This window comes from Roseibium sp., assembly GCF_965233565.1.
Taxonomy (GTDB): Bacteria; Pseudomonadota; Alphaproteobacteria; order Rhizobiales; family Stappiaceae; genus Roseibium.
In genome coordinates, this window is the sequence record NZ_OZ247494.1 from 1222523 (window position 1) to 1243171 (window position 20649).

A 20649-nucleotide genomic window follows, 5' to 3' on the forward strand; every position below is an offset into this window, starting at 1 on the left:
GTGTGATCGGGTCGTGGCGTCCGGCGCATGCCTGCACCGCGCTGGTTAAAAAATGTGCCATGACGCCCGGGAAGACCAATCACCCTTGATCACAGAAGTGACAGCAGCCGGCGAGGAGATCGTGAACGACCCCGCGATCACATTCCGGGGAGACCTGCAAACCTTTCCGGATCACGCGGCGCCACCAGGCCCAGGACCAGATAGATCGCCGTTTCGATATCCGCTTCGGTGACCTTCAGCCCCCGGATCAGCAGCCGGAAATAGATCAGTCCGAGCAGCAGGTCGATGCGGGTTTCCATGTCTGCCTCAAAGGGTGTTGCCACGAAGATCTGGCGCAGGATCAGGCGGCGCCCCTCCTCTGCCGCATCCAGAACGTCGGCCAGATCCGGTTTTTGGCGATGCGGCACCAGGGCCCTGAGGGCCGCCCCGAGCGGTGTTTCCTGCAATGCAGCCGCCGTGTTGCCGAGACAAAGCCGCAGGTCTTCGGCAACGCTGCCGCGCTGTGGCGGGCCCGGATTGGCCGCCGCGAGCGCCGCTTCAATGGCCGCGGCGACCAGTGCCTCCTTGGTGTCGAAACGCCGGTAAACAGCCTGTTTGCTGGTGCGCGCACGCGCGGCAATCGCGGCAATGGTGGCTTTCTCAAACCCGTTGTCAGCAAGTTCCAGGAGTGTCGCCTCCAGCAGGGCTGCCGTCACCCGGGCCTGTTGAGGACGGCCAGCCTCAGCCATCGGCCGCTCCCGCCAACGCGGCCTCATAATCCTGAAACCCGTTTTCAATGCCAGTCGTGACATTGACGATCCGGGCAAAGGGATGCGCGAAGATCTCGGTATCGCGCAGCTCCTCCCACAGGTGGTGATAGGCGCGCATGTCGGAAAACCGGCAGATGGCAAAGTCGGAAAAACCGCCTGCCAGCGCGTCGGCATCGAACCATTCGAAGGAGACCTTCGGGTGGCGCGCCAGGATCGCGCCGATTCTTTGTGCATGCGCGCCTCGTTCTTCGCGCGAGAGCCCCAGCCAGGCAGGCTCGAATGCCAGATAGACAATAGCAGCCATCGGCAGCGGGCGGATCGGTTCCTTGGTCTTTGTCACGGCAAAACTCAATTTCGGTTATAATTGGTACCGTATTATGAGAATTTCGGCTGGAAGACAAGACGGACCGCTTGATTTTGCGCCGCGGTCACCGCAAACAGGCCGGGACCAATGCCCGTGGCCGGAAGTGATCCTGGCCACGCCAGCCAGACCAACGAGGACACAATGTCAGTTGATACCGATACGGTGAAACGCGTCGCCCGCCTGGCACGCATCAAGGTGAGCGACGAAGACGCAACCCGCATGACCGGCGAACTGAACGCCATTCTCGGCTTTGTCGAGCAGCTCGACGAAGTGAATATCGACGGCGTCGAGCCCCTGACCTCCGTCGTCGAGCAGACCATGAAAAAGCGCGTGGACGGCGTCACGGACGGCAACAAGGCCGGTGACATCACCCAGAACGCCCCGGCCTCCGAAGATCATTTCTTCATGGTGCCGAAAGTCGTCGAATAAGCCGCCCGCTCCGCTTTTGGCCGTAAAGGCCCCGATTGAGAAAAATTCATGACCGACCTGACCAAACTCACGATTGCCGAAGCCCGCGAGGGATTGAAAAACAAGGACTACACGTCCCTTGAGCTGACCGACGCCTTCATTGCCAATATTGAAGCGGCCAACAGCCAGCTCAATGCCTATGTCACCGTGACGGCCGACCAGGCCCGCAACATGGCCAAGGCGTCTGACGAAAAACTGGCCGCCGGCACCGGTGGTGCTCTGGAAGGCATCCCGCTCGGCATCAAGGACCTGTTTGCCACCAAGGGTGTGCACACCCAGGCCTGCAGCCATATTCTGGATGGCTTCAAGCCGCCTTACGAGTCCACCGTCACGTCCAACCTCTGGGCCGACGGCGCCGTCATGCTCGGCAAGCTGAACATGGACGAATTCGCCATGGGCTCGTCCAACGAAACCTCTTATTACGGCCCCGTGATCAACCCGTGGCGCAAGACCGGCTCCAACCAGGACCTGGTCCCGGGCGGCTCGTCCGGCGGCTCCGCGTCCGCCGTCGCCGCGCGCCTGTGCATGGGCGCCACCGCCACCGACACCGGCGGCTCGATCCGGCAGCCGGCAGCCTTCACCGGCACGGTCGGCATCAAGCCGACCTATGGCCGCTGCTCGCGCTGGGGCGTCGTTGCCTTTGCCTCCTCGCTCGACCAGGCCGGTCCGATCGCCCACACGGTCCGCGACAGCGCCATCCTTCTGAAGTCCATGGCCTCCGTCGATCCGAAGGACACCACCTCCGTCGACATCGAGGTGCCGGACTATGAAGCTGCCATCGGCAAGTCGGTGAAAGGCCTCAAGATCGGCATTCCGGCCGAATACCGCATGGACGGCATGCCGGGCGAGATCGACGAATTGTGGCAGAAGGGCATTGAATGGCTGAAGGATGCCGGCGCGGAGATCGTCGACATCTCCATGCCGCATACCAAATACGCCCTGCCGGCCTATTACATCGTCGCGCCTGCGGAAGCCTCTTCCAACCTCGCGCGGTATGACGGTGTTCGCTACGGCTTGCGGGTACCGGGCAATGACATTGTCGAGATGTACGAAAACACCCGCGCCGCAGGTTTCGGCGAAGAGGTCAAGCGCCGTGTCCTGATCGGCACCTACGTTCTGTCCGCCGGCTACTACGACGCCTATTACCTGAAAGCCCAGAAGGTCCGCACCCTGATCAAGCGCGACTTCGACCTGGCCTGGCAGAACGGCGTCGACGCCATCCTGACCCCGGCAACACCGTCGGCTGCCTTTGGCGTCGCCGATCAGGACCTTCATTCCGATCCGGTGAAAATGTACCTGAATGACATCTTCACCGTGACCGTGAACATGGCGGGTCTGCCGGGCATCTCCGTTCCCGCCGGCCTCGACAAGTCCGGCCTGCCGCTCGGCCTGCAGCTGATCGGCAAGCCGTTCGACGAGAGCACGCTCTTCCAGGTCGGCCAGGTCATCGAGGACGCCGCAGGCTCCTTCGATCCGGAGAAATGGTGGGGCTAACCGACTGAGGCCTCCCTGCCGACCCCGGCAGGGAGGCCCTCGCCAGCTTTTCGCATCGGCGCTTTCCTGGCGTCATTCCTGCCAAAGCGGGACCCCATTACCCCGCATGGCCGGGGCCTTTGACCAACTGCAACCTTCCGGGGTTCCTCGGTCCCGGGACTTCGCAGCGCTCCGTCCGGGATAACAAGCAGAGGTTTCTATGCCAGACATCGAAACCATCGTGATCGGCGCCGGTGTCATTGGCCTGGCAATCGGCCGCGCCCTGGCACAAGCGGGCAGAGAAGTGCTCGTTCTGGAGCGTCACGGCCTGATCGGGTCTGAAACCAGCGCCCGAAATTCGGAAGTCATTCACGCCGGCATCTATTATCCGACAGACAGCCTCAAGGCGCGGGTCTGCGTCTCTGGCAAACAACAACTCTATGACTTTTGTGCCGAAAACGACGTTCAACACGAGCGGCTCGGCAAACTGATCGTCGCGGCCAGAGAAGATCAGATCCCGGAGCTTCAGGCCCTGAAGCAGAAGGCGGCAGACAACGGGGTCACGGATCTCGCGTTTCTGGACCGGCGGCAGATGCTGGAGCTGGAACCGGCCCTTGAAGGCGCCGGCGCGTTGCTGTCCCCGTCCACCGGCATCATCGACAGCCATGGCTTCATGCTGGCGCTTGAGGGCGGCCTCGGCGCCGGGGGTGGTCAGGTGGTTTTGAACACAAACGTGACGCAGATCGCGCCGGACCCGGCCGGAGGCTATCGGGTCGAGGTTTCGACGGAAGAAGACGGCGATTATGCACTCACCTGCCGGGAGCTGATCGTCTCCGCCGGTCACGACGCGCCGGGCCTCATGGCAGCTCTGCCTGCCTCAAGGGCGCCGAAGGCCTTCCTCGCCAAGGGCAACTATTTCAAGCTGCAGGGCAAGTCTCCCTTTTCCAGGCTGATCTACCCGGTCCCTGAACCCGGCGGCCTTGGCGTTCACCTGACCCTCGACCTGCAACACCAGGCCCGGTTCGGGCCGGACGTCGAATGGGTGACGGAAAAGGACTACGCGGTCGATCCGTCCCGCGGCGACACGTTCTACGCCGCCATCCGCAGTTACTGGCCGGATCTGAAAGACGAAGCGCTGATCCCGGACTACAGCGGCATCCGCCCGAAAATCGCCGCCCCCGGCGAACCGGCCGCCGATTTCCGCATAGATGGACCGGAGGCGCACGGGCTTGAAGGACTGGTTGCGCTCTATGGCATGGAGTCCCCGGGCCTGACCGCGTCCCTGGCCATTGCGGACGAGGTTCTGCTACGCCTGAAGTGAGCGCTAGTGCACCCGCCCGCTTTCCGCCTCCAGAATGTCGTCCGCATCGAGCCCGGCAATCGGCAGGCGCGTGTCGGTGGGCACGTCGCCGGAAAGCTGAAGGGCCAGGTAACGGCCGCAGCAGACCCTGAGAAAACTTGTGAAATTGCCGAGATCATGACCGGCATCGATGCTTTCGTGATGCAGCCTGGTGATCAGCTGCACCACGTTCATGTCGTCGCGCGCCGCTATCTCGTCGAGCACTTTCCAGAAGAAGGTCTCCAGACGCACGGAGGTCACCATGCCGTCGATCCGGAGCGATTTCGTGGTGCTCTCCCAAAGCGCCGGATCGGCTTCGATAAAGAGTTTGCACATGTCGGTTTCCTCCGGGCGTTTCGCTTGTAATCGTTCCGGCAGCGGCTGCACGGGGAACGTACACTTTCGCCAGAACGGCAGCCTAGTCCCCTTCCCCCTTGTGGGGAAGGGCCAGGGATGGGGGTATTCGGCGAAGCCGAACAACTGGCAGAAGCGGCAAAGCCCCCCTTGCCCTCCCCACAAGTGGAAGGGGAAGTACCGGTGCACGTTCTCCGCCAGGCCCACCACGTCATCCTGAGGAAGCGCGTCAGCGCTGTCTCGAAGGATCGGCCACAAACACCAGAACAAGATGCCGATCCTTCGAGACGGACCGGACGGTCCTCCTCAGGATGACGCTGTGAGTGCGGCTAGGCCGCTGAACGCAGTTACGCCGCCAGCGATCCGGCCGCTGCGCCTTTCAGCAGCGCGTTGAACTGGGACAGCCACGCAGGATGAGCCGGCCAGGCTGGCGCCGTGACCAGGTTGCCATCGGTGACGGCTCCATCGATGGCGATGTCGGCATAGGTGGCGCCGGCAAGCTCGACTTCAGGACGGCAGGCCGGATAGGCGGAGACGGTCCGCCCTTCAATGACCTTGGCAGCGGTCAGGATCTGGGCACCGTGGCAGATGGCGGCCACCGGCTTGCCTTCGTCCATGAAATGTTTGACGGCGGCAAGTACGCTCGCGTCGAGGCGCAGATATTCCGGTGCCCGGCCACCCGGGATCAGCAGCGCATCATAGGCAGCCACGTCGATGTCCGCGAAGCTCGCATTCAGGGTGAAGTTGTGACCGCGCTTTTCCGTATAGGTCTGGTCACCTTCGAAATCGTGGATGCAGGTGGCAACCGTCTCACCGGCCTTCTTTCCGGGGCAGACCGCATCGACCTCATGACCCATGGCCAGCAAGGTCTGAAACGGCACCATGGTTTCATAGTCTTCGGTGAAATCCCCGGTGATCATCAGGATCTTCGTCGCACTCATGCTCTGTCCTCCAGCTTGGCAAAAAGCGATGGACGAACGCTAGCAGGCAAAGAAACGAAACGGGTATTAGGCGGGTACTACAGGGCGTTTTTGTCAGAACCAGCGCTGAATTGCGGCAGCAAAATCCGCGTCTGCCTCATTGTCACCCCATGCGAACGCAGCGAGACCCGGGGCCCACTCATTTCCAGAGAAATGGCGTGTGGCAAGTCCGGCTTCAGAAGCACCTTCAGATTTGGCGTGTGGACCGGCGAGTAGGCCCCGGATCTGCGCTGCGCTTGTCCGGGGTGACATCCACTTGCGCGGCCTGACGGGACAACGCGACCCCAATCCGGATCATCCAGAGGTAGAGCAGCCCCTCAAGCACTCTCTGGAAAAGACCCGCATAGCCCTGCGACAGAACCGTACCGGCCAACAGGCCTGCTCCTGCGAGAACAAGCAGACCGGCTGTTCGGTCTGACACTGCACCGCGCCCGTCCCGCCTCAAGCCGGTCGAGATCAGGAAGAGACCGCAGAGCCCGGCGGCATAGGCCGACATTCCGGCACTGACATGGATCAGATGCGATCGGGTCGGCTCCACCGGCCGGCACTCGAAATCACAAGGGAAAAAAGCGGCGATCAATAGCAGGAACGCATAGACCGCAAGCAGCAGCAGTCCGGCCAAGGCAACGCCGTTTCCAATAAAGTTTCTTCCGGCCAGTGCCACAAACAGCAGCACCCAGACCTCGGCCCCGGCAAAGACGAGCAAATTGACCCAGGCGCCATGGGTCGTTCCGGATGCTCCGAGCTCGCTCATGAACTGGCCGAGATGATCGTAGCCCGGATAGTAACGGCCCGCCAGGACAACGCCACTCGCGAGCCAGAGAAAACTCAGCAACGGCAACAGGATGAGAGGATTGAGTTTCGCCATAAACGACGCTTAACACGCCACCAGGTTGCAATCATCCAAATCCGTCTCATTACCCGGGGACGAAACTGGTCCTATCCCGCGAAGGCAGGGACACAGTATGCCGTGAGGTGTCGATTCCCTCGGCCTCACAGCCTTCAGGACCCTGGTCTTGCCATCATACCGGCTACCGGGATTGTTTGTTGAGGAGAGTGTTAGTGTAGGGTTGGTCTGACGGAGCGCAATTCCGGGAGACCAGTGCCACATAGCAATCTCTCCGTTGTCATCCCGGACGAAGAGCAGCGGAGATCCGGGACCAAGTACTCCCTGTGGCGGCTGGAGCTGCGGGCGCTTGCGTCTACTGGATCCCGGACCCGGCAGTGCCAATTCGGGAAGACAATGATGGTTCGCACAAAGGCCCCGAAGTCAGCCCTCAGTCCCTGTAGTCGGGCTCGGTCCGGTCGAGCTGGCGTTTCCAGTAGTCGAAATGTTCATACCCCATGCCCTTGTAGGGCTCCCACTCCGCGGCGGTCTTGGCGGCGAGATTGTCGGACATCACCGCCAGCGGCTGACCGCTGGCATAGGCCTTCAGGAGGATCTCCGCCGCCCGCTCAAAGAAATAGAGATGTTCGAAGGCTTCCGGGACGGTTTCGGCCGCAATCGAAACACCGTGATTGCCCATCACCAGCACCGGTTTGTCACCCAGCGTCTCGGCGATGCGGCGCCCCTCCTCTGCCTCGTCGGCCATGCCGCCAAATCCGAGATCGACCGCCACCTTGCCGAAGAAGCGTGCCGTGTTGAGGTCGACCGGTTTCATCGACGGGTCGGCAAGGCAGGCCAGTGCGGTGGCATGGGGCGGATGAACGTGAAACAGGACGCGGGCCTTGGGGTTGGTCCGGTGCACCGTGCCGTGAATGCACCAGGCCGAGGCATCCGGGGCATCTGGCCCGTCCATGACCGTGTCGTCATGGGCGTCGAGCCGGAGGAGATCACTGGCCCGGACTTCGGAAAAATGCCGCCATTTCGGGTTCATCAGAAAGGTGGCGCCATCTTCGGATACGGCGGCCGAAAAGTGGTTGCCGACGGATTCATGCCAGCCCATGCGAACCGCGATCCGGAACGCTGCCGCAAGATCCTCTCGCAGCGCCTCTTCGCTCTGCCGGTCGGCAGCCCCTTTGAAGGCAACGTCAGTCACGACACTCATTTGAACCGCCTTTCCCCGGCAAGAACCCGGTAGGTGGAGCGCAATTCGCCCCGATCGGTATAACAGCCGCGCAGGTGCCGGCTGCCGCTCGTGGCCGAATAGGCAGCGCGGCCATGCACGATGCGATGATTGTCGAAGACGATACACTCGCCCGCGTTCAGGCGGAAGCGCATCAGGTACTTGTCGTCGCGCATCATCCGGCCAAAGCGGCAGAAGGCCGGGTAGAACCGGTCAAGATCCTTTTGTGGCAGGTCGAAAATGTCCGCGTGATGCTGGCTGATGGTGACGCCGGAGATGTTGCCATGGGCATCCAGTTCGATCACGCGCTGGCGGGCGCGCATGTCGAAGCTGTCATGCTCACAGAAATAGGGCACATCGGTTTCGACCAGGAGCTTGAACTCCTCGGGATAGAGCGCCCGGAAATCCTCGGCAACGGCCAGACCATCGGCGAAGATCGAGTTGCCGCCCGCCACCGTGTTCGCCAGGCAGTGCAGAAACTGGATGCCCGGCGCCAGATCCTCATCAGGCAGATCCGTGTGCAGCGGCAGCGCCTTGGAAGTGAAGGCAAGGTTGGTCGGCTTGATATGGGTCTTCACCTCGAACACCTTGCCGAAATAGCTCGGCCGCACATGCCCGATCAGACCGGCCGTATCTGTCAGCGCCTCGTCCGTGTCCGGCAGACCGGTCAGCAGCGCCACTCCATCCGTCAGCATGACCTCAGCCCAGTCGCGAATATGGCTCTTGTCGGCCATCAGGTCGGCATGGGCAAAGCGTGCGATCTTGTCGTAGTGATCGCCATACCAGGCTTTGCGCGGCAGGTCGGCATTGTCGGGCCGCCTTGAGCCACCGGCATAGGCGGATAGCTGGTCCAGGGGCAGACGGCTGACATGACCGGAGCCCTGCCAGTGAATTTCCAGCATGCCACCCGAAATCGCGGCCGAGGCCGCTCTCGGGGCTTCCGCCATGTCAAAGACGTCAAACACCCGTTCCCGGGTTTCCGGATCGAAGGAACTCGGGCAATTGTCGCGCAGCCAGTAGTAATTGAAATAGGCCGCCTTGCCATCACTCATGGGCACATCAAGCCCCTGCTCGCGCAGCAGCACACCCGCGTCACCCGTCCCCAGCATGGTCCAGTCCTTTACTTAAGAAGACCTCCCGCAAGGGCTCCACAAGCCGGAATGCGAGAAGCGAATGAATTTCATGGTCTTGAAAGATAAATGCGCTTGCGAACGCGATTTGAAAAGACGATAAAATCGAAACTTAACTTAAGCCATAACTTAACTTGAGGCATCGTATGGACCGCTTGCCACCCCTTCGGCTGCTGACGGTCTTTGAAACCGTCCAGCGCGCCGGCAGCGCCAAGGCCGCGGCCGGAGAACTCAATGTCTCGCTGTCGGCAGTCAGCCAGTCCCTGAAACAGCTGGAAGCCCATATCGGCGCGCCGCTGCTTGACCGCAGCACCCGGCCTGCCAGCCTTACAGAGGCAGGAGCGATCCTGTTCCGGGCCGTGGTCGAAAACCGGGAGCGCCTGACCGAAGCCCTGGACGATATCAGAGCCCTTGCCGATCCGACGGGCGCAACCGTGACGGTCGCCTGCACCATGGGGTTTGCCACCTACTGGCTCATGCCCAGACTGGAAGCCTTTTACCTGGAGCATCCGGATGTGGCGGTGAATGTGCTGACGTCGGTGCAGGAAACACCGCTCCTTGCGCCCGGCACGGACATTGCCATGCGCTATGGCGATGGCCGCTGGGAGGACGGCGCCGTCGAATTGCTGTTTCACGAGAGGGTCGAGCCGGTCTGCGCGCCTTCCTATGTCCGCCGCCTCAAGGAAACCGGCGGTAGCCTCGGCACGGCTTTTCTGATCCATGTGGAGACCGGTGACCGGCGCTGGATTTCCTGGCCCGACTATCTCGCCCGCACCGGCCAGAAGGCGGCAGGCTCCGCTAAGGGCCTGCGCTTTTCAAATTACGTCCAGGCCACCCAGGCAGCCCTCTCCGGCCACGGTGTTATGCTCGGCTGGCGCGCCATCACCGGCGATCATGTCGCCAACCGCCAGCTGATCCCCGCCGGCCTGCCGCCGCTCACCCCCAACAACGCCTATCACGCGGTGCTGTCGCACAGGAGCCGGAACAGGGAAACGGCGGAGATGCTGGCGGAGTGGTTGAAAGAGGCAGCCGATAGAGAATAGCTGCGTAAGCCGCGCGGCCAAGCACACGCGACAGCACTACCAGTCGACCGTATAAACGTGAGGTTTCGACGTTGACGCCCCGATCCTGATCCTGTCACCCGGGGCGAGATCTGCCTCGCCAACAGTTCCGAATCCCTGCAACCGCCGTCCGTTCACCGGCGAGGTGTAGTTGAAGGCAATATCGCTGGACACATCGAAGCGAAATCCCTGGCGCTCCAGGTCACGCGCAAGTGGCGTTTCGAGAAGGGTGCAATCAATGTCCCTGGTTTCAACCCGGTGCGACTTCAGCGTCCCGTTCGACTTCCTGGCGACACAGGAGCGCTCAACCCTGGTGATCACGGCCGTGACCTCGGCAAAGCCGGAATAGAAGTACAGATAGGATGCTGCTGCTGCAGCAAATAACAGCCCGGGGATAATGAGCCATCGGATCGCAAATTCAGCGCTTCCAAACCACTCAAGACGTTTCTTGTGATCGTACACCGGATGCCCGCCTGACGTTTGCCTCGTTTCAACGTGGGCAAACGCCGGGACTTTTCAAGCCCCTACACCCTCTGGCGTAGGGGCTCTTGCTGCACAATTAAGTAGCGCGATACCTAACCGGCATCCCTGGCTGGGCCTTCCGGTTTTTCTGCGAGACGCAGCTTGTGTGCACCGCCCTTGCGTCTGGCCGTTTCAATCGTATTCGAGATGAACGGCGCCAGCTCCTGTGCCGGCATTGGAACACCGTAATAGAACCCCTGGAAATGGTCGCAGGACAGGCTGTTGAGCGCTTCGACCTGCGCTTCCGTCTCGATGCCCTCGATCGTGACGGTCATGTCGAGGCGGTGACCGAGCGAAATGATGGTGTCCAGCACGTGGCGCGACTTGCTGTCCGCTCCGGTCAGGGAGCTGACGAAGGACCGGTCGACCTTGAGCTTGTTGAACTTGTACTTCCAGAGATAGCCAAGGCTGGAATAACCGGTTCCAAAATCATCCATGGCCAGGGAGACCCCCAGCGCGTTCAGGGCGTTGAGCTGGTGGATGATCTTGTCCTCCTGCTCGATGAGCATGTTTTCCGTCACCTCCAGCTCTAGCCTTTCCGGAGCGAGACCGGACCGTTCCAGGCAGGCCTTCACGCACGCGACAAGAGTGCCCTCCTCGAATTGCCGGGCGGAGAGGTTGACGGAGACAAACAGGTGGTCCGGCCAGGTGACCGCGGACCGCGTCGCCTGATCAAGCACCCAGGCGCCGATGGCGGCGATCTCGCCGGCCTCTTCGGCAATCGGGACAAATTCCGCCGGCGGAATGTAGTTGCCGTCACCATCGGAGAGACGCAGCAGTGCTTCGAAGCCGACCACCTTCAGGGTCGTCTGCTCGATCAGCGGCTGATAGTGAACTTCGAACCGGTTCTGCGGGAAACCCGCGACGATGCATTCTTCGACAAATTGCCGCCGTGCGATCTTTTCCTCCAGATCCGGCGTGAAGCGAACCCAGGTGTTGCGCCCCATCAACTTGGCCTGATAGAGCGCGATATCCGCCTTGTGCATCCGCTCTTTCAGATCGAGCCCCGGAGCCGGGTCAAAATGCACGCCAATGCTCAGATGACCGGTCAGGGCAATGCCGTCGACTCGGACCGGCTCGCTCACGGCTTCTCTCAGATCTTCAATCAGACGCTCGACAGCCGGCATGTCCCGTTTGCCGGAGATGATGATGAACTCGTCTCCGCCGAGACGCGCCGCCAGGTCATCCGGCGTCAGGCTGCGGGAAATCGCATTCCCGACGTGACGCAGGAACTCGTCCCCCGCCTTGTGACCGAACGTGTCATTGATGGTCTTGAACTTGTCGAGGTCGATAAAGATGACGGCCGCCTTGCCAAGATCCAGATCCCCGGCGTCCAGCGCGTCCTTCACCTTATGGAAAAAGGTGGCCCGGTTGTGCAGCCCCGTCAGCTGGTCGCGAGACGACAGCAGCCGGACTTTCTCGCCGGTTCGGACCTGCTGCCGCATCTTCAGGACATAGGCGACGAAGGGCACGCCGAAACTGGCAAGAACAACAAGCCCAAGCGCCCCGACCAGATAGAGATAGTTCCGTTCAAACAGGGCCGCGACAGGGGTCTGATCCAGATAGACCTCGACCACGCCGATCGGCTGGCCTGCTGCCGAGACGATCGGCACATAGGCTTCCACATAGAGATCCGGCCGGTTGTCCTTTTGCCGGCCATCCTGCAAATCGATGACAGGGTTGCCCGTTGTCAGCACGGTCAGGGCGTTGCCGTTGTGGTCGGTCTTCGCCCCGGCTTCCAGGGGCCTGTCCAGTTCGTCGGAAATCAATACGACGCGGGCCTCTTCGTCGAAGAGTTTGAAACGAAAGACATCGGCCACCTGGACCGCCTTGTCGATAACAGCAGTCTGCGCCGCTGTTGGTTCGCCGGACTTGATCAGGTTCTGCAGATCCGGAACCGATTTGACAAGATAACTCGCCCAGGTGCCCGCCTTGCGCTCCGCATTGGCTTCGATCACGTCATCAACGGCGCCGGATATCACGAATTTGCCGACGACGAGCATGACCGCAATAAATGCGAACAACATCGACAGATTTAACCAGATACGCGCATTCCCTGACTTTTCGAACATAAGGACACCCGGACCATTTTGAAGACTGTATCTGAACATCGGCAAACTAATATTTCAATAATTTGAATAATTGTCAGTTTTTACATGAAAAACAGTTCAGGCTTCTCGTTTCAGCGAGTTGAACAAACTGCCGTCGCCTTGCCTCAATCAACGCAAACACATACCGCCTTGAGCAGGCTATCTGATGTCGCACTCGCTACTTCCGGATGACAACCCGGGCATTGCTGCGCCCCACCTGGCGGACCAGATTGAACAGGTGTGCGGCATGTTTCGGATGCAGGCGGATGCAGCCGTGCGAAGCTGGGCGACCGAGTCGTTTTAGGTCCGTGGTGCCGTGAATGGCATAACCGCCATAGAAGAAGACCGAATAGGGCATCGGGGCCCAGTTGTACTTGCGCGAATGCCAGTCGCGCTCCAGCCGGGTCGGGCGCCAGCTGCCCGTCGGCGTGCGGTAGCCCTTGCGCGCCGTCGACACAGCCCATTTGTTGCGCAGTCGGCCGTCGACATAGAGATAGAGCCGCTGCTCGGACAGGTCGATCGTTGCCGTCACCCTCTGCGCGGTCAAGCCGGCCACAGTACTGATAAGCAAGAACCCGACCACCAACTGCGCGACCAGGACATGTTTACAAATCGACATATCAATACCCCCTCAATTTTCTCCAATAATCTCCTATTGAATATTCGACATCCGGTCTTTCAAATACTTTAAAAAGACGAGACAAAAGACTGAATACGCGCCCCTTCATTTTCACGCCACGTAAAAGGCTCAAAGGTACCTCTAGGGAAATTCGCATTTGCAAAAGAGTCAAATTCTCTCTTGACCCACCGCCCGAGCTTTGCCATAAACCGAACCGTACCGTACGGTTCACCAAAGAAACACCTGCCCCGCAAGCAAGCGACCAGACCAAGATGCCCGCAGCCGCCTTCGACATTGCCACCTCCCGCCCGGACGCCGCGCCCGAGTTTTCGCCGCGCCAGCAGGTGGTGTTGCAACACGCGCTGACGCTTCTGGTCGAAGGCGGGGAAAAGGCTCTGACGACTGCGGGCCTGGCGCGCACCGCCAGCTGTTCCAAGGAAAGCCTTTACAAGTGGTTCGGCGACCGGGACGGGCTGCTGGCCGCCGTTGTCGCCTTCCAGGCCAGCCAGGTCCAGTTCCCGTCCGAGACCGGCGCAACCGCCGATGCCGAGACGTTCCGGGCCCATGTCACCGCCTTTGTCGAAGCCCTGCTCGGCGTCCTCTTTTCCGAAAGTTCGCTGGCTTTGAACCGCCTGTCCATTGGTCAGAGCAACACCAATTCCAACCGTCTCGGCCAGCTTCTGCTGGTGCGCGGCAAGCACATGATTTCCACCCGTGCCCGCGCCATGCTCGACAGCGGCCGCCGCCACGGGCTCTTGAAATTCGACGATTCCGAGGATGCCTACCAGGTGCTCTATGGCCTGGCGATCCGGGACGTCCATATCCGCCTTCTTCTCGGTGAGGCCGCCAGCCCGGCCGAGAAGGATCTGAAATCCCAGGCCGAAACGGCCGTCGACCGCTTTTACCGGCTGTTCGGAGCCTGACGCTTCCAGCCGGTGCCACTGGGGAACACCTCAACAAACACGACCGGGCAAAACCCCGGCGCCTGAACAAACGAACTGCAGACGGGAGAAAGGAACCCATGCGCGTTTATTACGATCGTGATGCTGATCTCAACCTGATCAAATCCAAGAAAGTCGCCATCATCGGCTACGGCTCCCAGGGCCGTGCCCATGCCATGAACCTGAAGGACAGCGGCTGCACCGAGATTGCGGTTGCGCTGCGCGCCGGGTCCACCACTGCGCTGAAGGCCGAAGCCGACGGCTTCAAGGTCATGACCGTGGCAGAAGCTGCCGGTTGGGCCGACCTGATGATGATGGCCACCCCGGACGAACTCCAGGCCGACATCTACAAGGACCACATTGCCGGCAACATCCGCGACGGCGCAGCCATCGCCTTTGCCCACGGCCTCAACGTCCACTTCGGCCTGATCGAGCCGAAGGCCTCTGTTGACGTCCTCATGGTCGCACCGAAAGGCCCGGGCCACACCGTGCGCGGCGAATACCAGAAGGGCGGCGGCGTGCCGTGCCTGGTCGCCGTTCACCAGGACGCTTCCGGCAACGCCCTTGACCTTGGCCTCTCCTACGCCTGCGGCGTTGGCGGCGGCCGCTCCGGCATCATCGAGACCACCTTCCAGGAAGAGTGCGAAACCGATCTCTTCGGCGAACAGGCCGTTCTGTGCGGCGGTTTGGTCGAGCTGATCCGCGCCGGTTTCGAAACCCTGGTCGAAGCCGGTTACGCGCCGGAAATGGCCTATTTCGAGTGCCTGCACGAAGTGAAGCTGATCGTGGACCTGATCTACGAAGGCGGCATCGCCAACATGAACTACTCCATCTCCAACACCGCGGAATGGGGCGAGTATGTCACCGGTCCGCGCATCGTGACGGCTGAAACCAAGGCGGAGATGAAGCGCGTCCTGACCGACATCCAGACCGGCAAGTTCACCTCCGACTGGATGCAGGAATACCGGGCCGGCGCTGCCAAGTTCAAGGCAACCCGCCGCCTCAACGACCGTCACCAGATCGAGGAAGTCGGCGAAAAGCTGCGCGGCATGATGCCGTGGATCAAGTCCAACGCCCTCGTCGACAAGACCAAGAACTAAGCTCAAGGCGCCCCATCAGCCACAAGACAGAACCCCGCCGGTTTCCGGCGGGGTTTTTCATTCAAGGGCCTGTCCGCAAGGAATCAGTTCTCCAGGATCCTGTATTTCAGGGGTGTACCACCGCCCAGAGCCTGATAGTCGATGTTCAGTCGCCTCAAGGCCTCAAAGGCCGGATAGTTCTCGTAATCGGCAGCCCGTTTATAAAGCTCAATTGCCCGATCGAGATCTTGCGGCAGGTGAATGCCTTCTTCTAGCACCTTGGCCTGCAGATAAAGAGCGTCCGGCACCTCTTGTCCCGCGGCCTCTTCAATGGCCTTCAGCCCGGTTTCGACATCCTGGTCCACGCCCAGGCCCTTCAAAGTCATCCAGCCGATCTGGGCTGCGGCCTGGGCAGACCCTCGTCTTCTGGCTTGCCGCAAAAGGTCCAGGGCCTTGTCGCGATCCCGGGAGACCCCGGCACCGTCCCGATAGAGCTTGGCCAGCTCGACCATGGACAGAAGGTCGCCTTCATCCGAGTTCGTGCGCAGCAGATCCGCTGCCCGCGCCGGATCTGCTTCAACGCCGATCCCGTACCGAAACAGCCATGCCGAATAGAGCCTGCCATTGTGATTGCCGTACCCGGCAGCCATCAGGTAGTGATCCCTGGCCTTGGGGTAGTCAGGCTTTCCCTCACCGCCATAATAGTAATAGTCGCCAAGAGCCACATTGCCGACTGCCGAATCCAGCTGCCAGGTCATCTGAAAATAGTGTTTGGCACCAATCGGATCGCGCTCAAGGCCCCTGCCCCGCAAGGCGGCGACACCGAGACTGTAATGGGCATAGGCATCGTTTTGGCGTGCTGCGGCCTGCAGCCACTCGACCCCTTCCTTGAGATCTGCCTCGTCCTGAAAAGCTGACGAGGTCAACAAGATGCCCAAAGACGCCTGGGCGTCCGACAGCCCGGCGTCTGCTGCTTTCGTCAGCCAATGGCGAGCCTTGTTCACATCCCGGGCACCAATCATACCCCAGGCAAAACTGTCTCCGAGCGTTTGCATCGAAAAAACGTTGCCGGCGTCCGCACCTGTCGTCAGATAGGAATACGCCTTTTGCCAGCTGCCATCTTCAAGGCCGCCGTTGAGGTTGAGCCAGCCAAGCAGAGCATAAGCGTCGGCCTCGCCAAATCGAGCCGCCTTTTCAGCATAGTGAACGGCTTGAGGCAGGTCTTGCCACTCTCCATGCCTGGACAAGGCCGTTGCCAGGCTGAAGGCCGCCTTGGCATCACCTGCCTCCGCCATGGATTCGAGCATGCCCAGTGCGCGTTGCGGGTCAGTGCCCTCAATATCGTTGGACAACGCAATTTCAGCGAGCCGGCGTGCCGCCAGATCTGAATGAGACGCCGCCAGCCGGTACCAGAAAGCTGCTTTCTCGTGGTGCGGTTGACTGAAGTAGCCATAGTCAAAATTCTGCGCCAGCTGCAGCTGTGCCGCGAGGATCCCACGATCGGCGGATTTTTCCAGGAGCGGATAAATCTCGCCCTGCACCACCGGCAGGCTATCCCCCCTTTCGATCGACACCTGCGCCAGCGCAAAAGGGGCCACATCCGGATAGTCTTTCGCCTCAGCAACCTTCTTCAGATAGGATTCCGCTTGCTCAAAATCCTGCGGCAGGACGATGCTGTAGAGATGCGCGAGGCCCAGGAACAGGTCTCGCTCTTTCGCCTTGTGCGAAGAATAAGCGGTTTCTTCGGCCTGATCTGTCATCCAGGAGAAAGCTCCGAGCAAAGAGAGCGGTTTCTCCTTCGCCTGTTCGCTGAGTTCATAGATACCGGCAAAATAGTCTGCCCCCGGCACCTCCCCCAGGATCTGCATCCGAGCCCATTTCACCGAGGCGTCCAGATTGCCGTCGTCTGCGGCAATCCGGTAAAGCTCGGACGCCTTGCCGAGATCCCGGTGAAGCGGATCGTGAAAAAGCGTTTCGGCCGCCTTAAAGGCCAGGGCAGCATCGCCCAGTTCACCTGCCCGGATCTGCCATTTCAACGCCTTTGCCTCGTTTTCTGAAGTGGCGTCACTGGCGGAAAAAATCACCATCAGCCGCCGCGCTGCAAAAAGACTGTCGCCGCTGGCGGCCGTCTCATAGTGGCGCAGAGCATTTTTCATGTCCTGCGGACCGCCAAGTCCTTCCTCTTCCAGGTAACCGAGATAGGACGACGCCAGCCAGTACCCGTTCTCTGATGCTTCCTGCAAATAGCTGCGTGCACGCGTCAGATCTTCTTCAAGCCAGTCGCCATCGAAATAGGCCTGTCCCAGGATCATCGCGGCGACGTCGACCTCCGCGCCGTGCGCCTTCTCCAGATAGTCAAGCGCCTTGTCATAGTCGCGGCCTGACCAGGCATCATTGGTATAAAGAACGCCGAGGTCGATCAGGGCGCGCTGATACCCCGCATCGAGAGCCTGTTGGTAGAGCTCGAACGCCCGGCTGAAATCCCGCTCGACCTCATTGCCATTCTCGTAAAAATCGCCGAGCGAACTCATTGCCTCCGGTTCGCCGATGGCAACGCCCCTTTCATACCACCGGATCGCTTCAACGGCATCCGCTGCAACGCCAATGCCTCGTTCATACATGTCCGCCAGGGCGAGGATCGCCGATGAATGGTTGTTTTCGGCCGCCTCCCTTAACAGCCTGCGCCCGGCATCGACATCACGTCCGGTCATCTGAGACCCGTTTACGTAAGCCAGGCCAAGCTCGGTTTTTGCAAATGGCTCGCCTTTGGCCGACGCTTCTTCGTAGAGAGATCTGGCCTCCGTCAGGTCCTGTTTGACGCCCTTTCCCTCCTGGTAGAGCCAGGCCAGATAGGCAAGCGCACGCGGATAACGCTCCTCTTCAAGAGCCTGCCGGTACTGGTCCGCCGCCTTGGCGAAATCCTGAGCGACGCCTAAGCCTTGTTCATAGGCAAGACCCAACGAGATATGGGCCCTGGCGTAGCCCTCTTCGCTGGCTGCCCTGTACAGGGAAACCGCCTGCGTGCGGTCTTCTTCAACGCCAATACCCCAGTAATACATCGTGCCAAGATGGTGCTTGCCCATGGCATTGCCCTGCTCGGCAGCCTTTCTGTAAAGCTCGACGGCCTTCGCCGGATCCTTTTGCCCCAGCTCTCCATGTTCATGCAGAAGCCCAAGCAGGACCCAGGCGTTCGCGGCGCCTTCTTCACCTGCCTGCCGGTAAAGACGGGCCGCCTGATCCATGTCGGTTTCGGTGCCGATTCCGTTTTCATGCAACCAGCCGAGCGCAGCGGTGGCCTCCGGAACGCCACCCTTGCGGGCCCAGTCGATCCAGAAATAGGCCTGACTGTCCGTTTTGCGGACGCCGTTTCCGTCCAAGTAAAGGTATCCGAGCCGGAGCCCTGCCCAGCTGTCACCGAAATCCGCACCTTCCTGGTAATAGGAGACGGCCTTCTTGTAGTCCTGAACGCCTGCAAGACCGGTTTCGTAATAGTAGCCGAGCTGTGCCTTGGCATAGGGATAGCCCAGCGCTTCGGACCGCTGGAAATACGAAAACGCCTTCTGATAGTCCGGCTTCCAGAGCGCCGAACTCTCATAGGCGAGCCCGAGACGGTAAAGGTCCTCCGGATCCTCGGCAGCCTCACGCGCCAGCAGTTTTTCCAGTTCCCGCGCGTCGGGAATGTTTCCAGGAGACTGGCGTGCAAAATGGCCCGGCGCGGAAAGCCCCTGCCTCAGGCTCAGCTCACCACGACCGAGTTCGCGCCCTCCGTCCTTTCCCGACACGGCATGCGCGGGCAACATCGGCAGCAAGACGAGGAGAGCAGCAAGTCCAATCGATTTCATATTCCACCCAACAAGGCGAGACGACCATGCAACAGCAGATGGCCTGCCCTGTTTCCCGCTCGAAACAAACACCATTTGTCACTGAATTTCAGTGGCCTCTTGCAGGTTCCTCATAGCGCGGGCACGCCTGCGAAACAACTTCCGAAGCGTCAGTCTGCTCCCTGCCACTTCCACTGGTGCAGCCTGGTTGCATGGTGGCTGTGCCCCATGCCGGATCAACGCTGAAAGGGCCTCGAAAAACGAACAAACGCAATAGCAGCAAGGATAAAATTTACGAGGCATTTAAATGAAAATTGCCACCCAAGTACCTCAATTCTCGAAAGTTTTTCCGCATACACTAACCGGATCTCAAGATTTTTTGCCGTAACGTAAGCAAACGCAATTCATTCGACTCAAGACCGGAGACCTATTGATGGATGCATCGACGCTCTTCTCGGCCAACGTGCTTTTGCTGTCGATCTTTGCCATCACCTTCCTGGCGATGTCCTTTCAGGTCTCGCCACGCGCTCATTTTCTGAGCTGGTCTGCCGCCAACGCCCTTCTGGCCCTTGCGCTCCTGTGTTTCGCATTGGACGACCACCTGCCGATCCTGGCGGCCTATCTTCTTCCCAACGCGCTCCTGTTGCTCGGGTTCGGCTGTCACTGGCATGCCGCGCGCCAGATCGCGCAACTTCCCAGCCGGATCAGTAATGTCGCCGCGCCGACTTCTGCCTACCTTCTCGTCGCCTCCACGGCCTTCCTGCTGTCCGACTACACCCTCGCCTATATTGCGTCGAACGTGGTCTTCACCATTCTTGCGCTGCTCACCATCACGGCTTATGCAAGAGCCCCGTTCCGGGGGTTGCTGTCGCCGGTCGGACTGATCCTGGCATTCTTCTTCCTGGGAGCCGAAGGCGTGCTGCGCACGGTGCTCGGCCTTTTTTCCGGCGGACCTCAGGGACCCGGAATGCTCAACGACATGACCCTTGACATCCATCTGATGAGCGCTCTGGTCTTCGTATCGCTTACCGGTGCGTTTTCCCTGGCCCTGTCCTTTGAGTTGATCGCCCGCGGACACAAGGAAGCCGCCCGCCGTGATCCGCTCACAGGCGCCTTCAACCGGCGCGAGTTTCAGGCGCGGCTGGAGGACATCCTTCAAGGCAGCCCTGAAGAGGATTTCGGCCTGATCCATTTCGATCTCGACCATTTCAAGGAAGTCAACGATCGCTATGGCCATGTCGCCGGCGACGAGGCACTGGTCAGGATCACCTCCGCCGTGAAGGCCCAGCTTCGTCAGAACGATTGTTTTGCCAGGCTCGGCGGTGAGGAATTCGCGGTCCTGCTGCCGAGCGTTTCACGCGACAATGCCTACAAGATCGCCAACCGGCTGCGCGAATGCATTTCAGGACTGCGCTTCGAATTTGCGCCGGAGGATTTCCGATTGACCGCGTCTGCCGGGATCTACCATGGCGACGGTGAAGCCCTTGCCTCCACCGACATTCTGCAGACGGTCGACAAAGGGCTCTACAAGTCGAAAAAAGCCGGCCGCAACCGGGTCTCCTTTGCGGATCCCGCGCCCGAAGCCACCTGACA

At 60.5% G+C, this 20649-nt stretch carries 18 protein-coding genes; 7 read left to right on the plus strand and 11 right to left on the minus strand.

Features of this window, described 5'->3' with window-relative positions; translation table 11 throughout:
- Nucleotides 1-137: 137 nt before the first annotated feature.
- Together ACO6TG_RS05860 and ACO6TG_RS05865 are read right to left on the minus strand one after the other, a co-directional pair.
- The gene (locus ACO6TG_RS05860) at nucleotides 138-728 is read right to left on the minus strand and encodes a TetR-like C-terminal domain-containing protein (protein WP_422377315.1); all 591 of its coding nucleotides are present in this window, start codon (nucleotides 726-728) and stop codon (nucleotides 138-140) included.
- Nucleotides 721-1089, minus strand: a complete 369-nt coding sequence (locus tag ACO6TG_RS05865) for a darcynin family protein (RefSeq protein ID WP_422377316.1) — start codon at nucleotides 1087-1089, stop codon at nucleotides 721-723. Before ACO6TG_RS05865 ends, ACO6TG_RS05860 begins: the two co-directional genes overlap by 8 nt.
- 165 nt (nucleotides 1090-1254) lie before the next feature.
- Between ACO6TG_RS05865 and gatC the strand changes: the two genes are divergently transcribed.
- The 3 genes from gatC to ACO6TG_RS05880 all read left to right on the plus strand — a co-directional run bounded on the left by gatC (nucleotide 1255) and on the right by ACO6TG_RS05880 (nucleotide 4375).
- A complete protein-coding gene (gene gatC / locus ACO6TG_RS05870; protein ID WP_094074670.1) occupies nucleotides 1255-1542 on the plus strand; it encodes an Asp-tRNA(Asn)/Glu-tRNA(Gln) amidotransferase subunit GatC in 288 nt (95 codons plus the stop codon).
- Nucleotides 1543-1590: 48 nt separating this feature from the next.
- Nucleotides 1591-3075 (plus strand): Asp-tRNA(Asn)/Glu-tRNA(Gln) amidotransferase subunit GatA, encoded by a 1485-nt coding sequence (gene gatA / locus ACO6TG_RS05875; protein WP_422377317.1) that lies wholly within the window; start codon nucleotides 1591-1593, stop codon nucleotides 3073-3075.
- Between the two features lie 199 nt (nucleotides 3076-3274).
- Entirely contained in the window at nucleotides 3275-4375 is a 1101-nt protein-coding gene (locus ACO6TG_RS05880; protein WP_422377318.1) for an NAD(P)/FAD-dependent oxidoreductase, read from the plus strand.
- A 3-nt stretch (nucleotides 4376-4378) separates the two neighbouring features.
- Here the strand turns inward: ACO6TG_RS05880 and ACO6TG_RS05885 are convergent, their stop codons facing one another.
- From ACO6TG_RS05885 to ACO6TG_RS05905, 5 genes are all read right to left on the minus strand, one after another.
- Nucleotides 4379-4729, minus strand: a complete 351-nt coding sequence (locus tag ACO6TG_RS05885; RefSeq protein ID WP_094071621.1) for a ribbon-helix-helix domain-containing protein — start codon at nucleotides 4727-4729, stop codon at nucleotides 4379-4381.
- A 365-nt stretch (nucleotides 4730-5094) separates the two neighbouring features.
- Nucleotides 5095-5688, minus strand: a complete 594-nt coding sequence (locus ACO6TG_RS05890) for a DJ-1/PfpI family protein (RefSeq protein ID WP_198338394.1) — start codon at nucleotides 5686-5688, stop codon at nucleotides 5095-5097.
- A gap of 226 nt (nucleotides 5689-5914) precedes the next feature.
- Nucleotides 5915-6595 (minus strand): DUF998 domain-containing protein, encoded by a 681-nt coding sequence (locus ACO6TG_RS05895; RefSeq protein WP_422377319.1) that lies wholly within the window; start codon nucleotides 6593-6595, stop codon nucleotides 5915-5917.
- Between the two features lie 409 nt (nucleotides 6596-7004).
- The gene (locus ACO6TG_RS05900) at nucleotides 7005-7775 is read right to left on the minus strand and encodes a class II aldolase/adducin family protein (protein ID WP_422377320.1); all 771 of its coding nucleotides are present in this window, start codon (nucleotides 7773-7775) and stop codon (nucleotides 7005-7007) included.
- A complete protein-coding gene (locus tag ACO6TG_RS05905; RefSeq protein ID WP_422377321.1) occupies nucleotides 7772-8902 on the minus strand; it encodes a TauD/TfdA family dioxygenase in 1131 nt (376 codons plus the stop codon). The genes ACO6TG_RS05900 and ACO6TG_RS05905 overlap by 4 nt, the downstream gene beginning before the upstream one ends.
- A 167-nt stretch (nucleotides 8903-9069) precedes the next feature.
- Between ACO6TG_RS05905 and ACO6TG_RS05910 the strand changes: the two genes are divergently transcribed.
- Nucleotides 9070-9966 (plus strand): LysR substrate-binding domain-containing protein, encoded by an 897-nt coding sequence (locus tag ACO6TG_RS05910; RefSeq protein WP_422377322.1) that lies wholly within the window; start codon nucleotides 9070-9072, stop codon nucleotides 9964-9966.
- A 36-nt stretch (nucleotides 9967-10002) separates the two neighbouring features.
- Here the strand turns inward: ACO6TG_RS05910 and ACO6TG_RS05915 are convergent, their stop codons facing one another.
- The 3 genes from ACO6TG_RS05915 to ACO6TG_RS05925 form a co-directional block, all read right to left on the minus strand.
- Complete coding sequence (locus ACO6TG_RS05915; RefSeq protein ID WP_422377323.1) at nucleotides 10003-10446, minus strand: hypothetical protein; 444 nt, start codon at nucleotides 10444-10446, stop codon at nucleotides 10003-10005.
- A 113-nt stretch (nucleotides 10447-10559) separates the two neighbouring features.
- Nucleotides 10560-12533 (minus strand): putative bifunctional diguanylate cyclase/phosphodiesterase, encoded by a 1974-nt coding sequence (locus ACO6TG_RS05920; RefSeq protein ID WP_422377324.1) that lies wholly within the window; start codon nucleotides 12531-12533, stop codon nucleotides 10560-10562.
- Nucleotides 12534-12774: 241 nt separating this feature from the next.
- On the minus strand, nucleotides 12775-13167 hold the full coding sequence (locus ACO6TG_RS05925; protein WP_422377325.1) for a L,D-transpeptidase: 393 nt from the start codon (nucleotides 13165-13167) through the stop codon (nucleotides 12775-12777).
- Nucleotides 13168-13487: 320 nt separating this feature from the next.
- On the opposite strand from ACO6TG_RS05925, the gene ACO6TG_RS05930 reads away from it, so the two are divergent.
- Both ACO6TG_RS05930 and ilvC read left to right on the plus strand, forming a co-directional pair.
- Entirely contained in the window at nucleotides 13488-14138 is a 651-nt protein-coding gene (locus tag ACO6TG_RS05930) for a TetR/AcrR family transcriptional regulator (protein ID WP_094071629.1), read from the plus strand.
- A gap of 98 nt (nucleotides 14139-14236) precedes the next feature.
- A complete protein-coding gene (gene ilvC, locus ACO6TG_RS05935; protein ID WP_094071630.1) occupies nucleotides 14237-15256 on the plus strand; it encodes a ketol-acid reductoisomerase in 1020 nt (339 codons plus the stop codon).
- A gap of 83 nt (nucleotides 15257-15339) precedes the next feature.
- Here ilvC and ACO6TG_RS05940 read toward each other — a convergent pair whose 3' ends face one another.
- Nucleotides 15340-19077 (minus strand): tetratricopeptide repeat protein, encoded by a 3738-nt coding sequence (locus ACO6TG_RS05940; RefSeq protein ID WP_422377326.1) that lies wholly within the window; start codon nucleotides 19075-19077, stop codon nucleotides 15340-15342.
- Between the two features lie 412 nt (nucleotides 19078-19489).
- Between ACO6TG_RS05940 and ACO6TG_RS05945 the strand changes: the two genes are divergently transcribed.
- A complete protein-coding gene (locus ACO6TG_RS05945; RefSeq protein ID WP_422377327.1) occupies nucleotides 19490-20647 on the plus strand; it encodes a GGDEF domain-containing protein in 1158 nt (385 codons plus the stop codon).
- The last annotated feature ends 2 nt before the right edge of the window (nucleotides 20648-20649 follow it).

Excerpts from the sequence above, each read along its gene's own strand:
- ACO6TG_RS05860 (WP_422377315.1), bottom strand. The coding sequence starts at position 728 with ATGGCTGAGGCTGGCCGTCCTCAACAGGCCCGGGTGACGGCAGCCCTG.
- gatC (WP_094074670.1), top strand. The coding sequence starts at position 1,255 with ATGTCAGTTGATACCGATACGGTGAAACGCGTCGCCCGCCTGGCACGC.
- gatA (WP_422377317.1), top strand. The coding sequence starts at position 1,591 with ATGACCGACCTGACCAAACTCACGATTGCCGAAGCCCGCGAGGGATTG.
- ACO6TG_RS05880 (WP_422377318.1), top strand. The coding sequence starts at position 3,275 with ATGCCAGACATCGAAACCATCGTGATCGGCGCCGGTGTCATTGGCCTG.
- ACO6TG_RS05885 (WP_094071621.1), bottom strand. The coding sequence starts at position 4,729 with ATGTGCAAACTCTTTATCGAAGCCGATCCGGCGCTTTGGGAGAGCACC.
- ACO6TG_RS05890 (WP_198338394.1), bottom strand. The coding sequence starts at position 5,688 with ATGAGTGCGACGAAGATCCTGATGATCACCGGGGATTTCACCGAAGAC.
- ACO6TG_RS05895 (WP_422377319.1), bottom strand. The coding sequence starts at position 6,595 with ATGGCGAAACTCAATCCTCTCATCCTGTTGCCGTTGCTGAGTTTTCTC.
- ACO6TG_RS05900 (WP_422377320.1), bottom strand. The coding sequence starts at position 7,775 with ATGAGTGTCGTGACTGACGTTGCCTTCAAAGGGGCTGCCGACCGGCAG.
- ACO6TG_RS05905 (WP_422377321.1), bottom strand. The coding sequence starts at position 8,902 with ATGCTGGGGACGGGTGACGCGGGTGTGCTGCTGCGCGAGCAGGGGCTT.
- ACO6TG_RS05910 (WP_422377322.1), top strand. The coding sequence starts at position 9,070 with ATGGACCGCTTGCCACCCCTTCGGCTGCTGACGGTCTTTGAAACCGTC.
- ACO6TG_RS05920 (WP_422377324.1), bottom strand. The coding sequence starts at position 12,533 with ATGTTGTTCGCATTTATTGCGGTCATGCTCGTCGTCGGCAAATTCGTG.
- ACO6TG_RS05930 (WP_094071629.1), top strand. The coding sequence starts at position 13,488 with ATGCCCGCAGCCGCCTTCGACATTGCCACCTCCCGCCCGGACGCCGCG.
- ilvC (WP_094071630.1), top strand. The coding sequence starts at position 14,237 with ATGCGCGTTTATTACGATCGTGATGCTGATCTCAACCTGATCAAATCC.
- ACO6TG_RS05940 (WP_422377326.1), bottom strand. The coding sequence starts at position 19,077 with ATGAAATCGATTGGACTTGCTGCTCTCCTCGTCTTGCTGCCGATGTTG.
- ACO6TG_RS05945 (WP_422377327.1), top strand. The coding sequence starts at position 19,490 with ATGGATGCATCGACGCTCTTCTCGGCCAACGTGCTTTTGCTGTCGATC.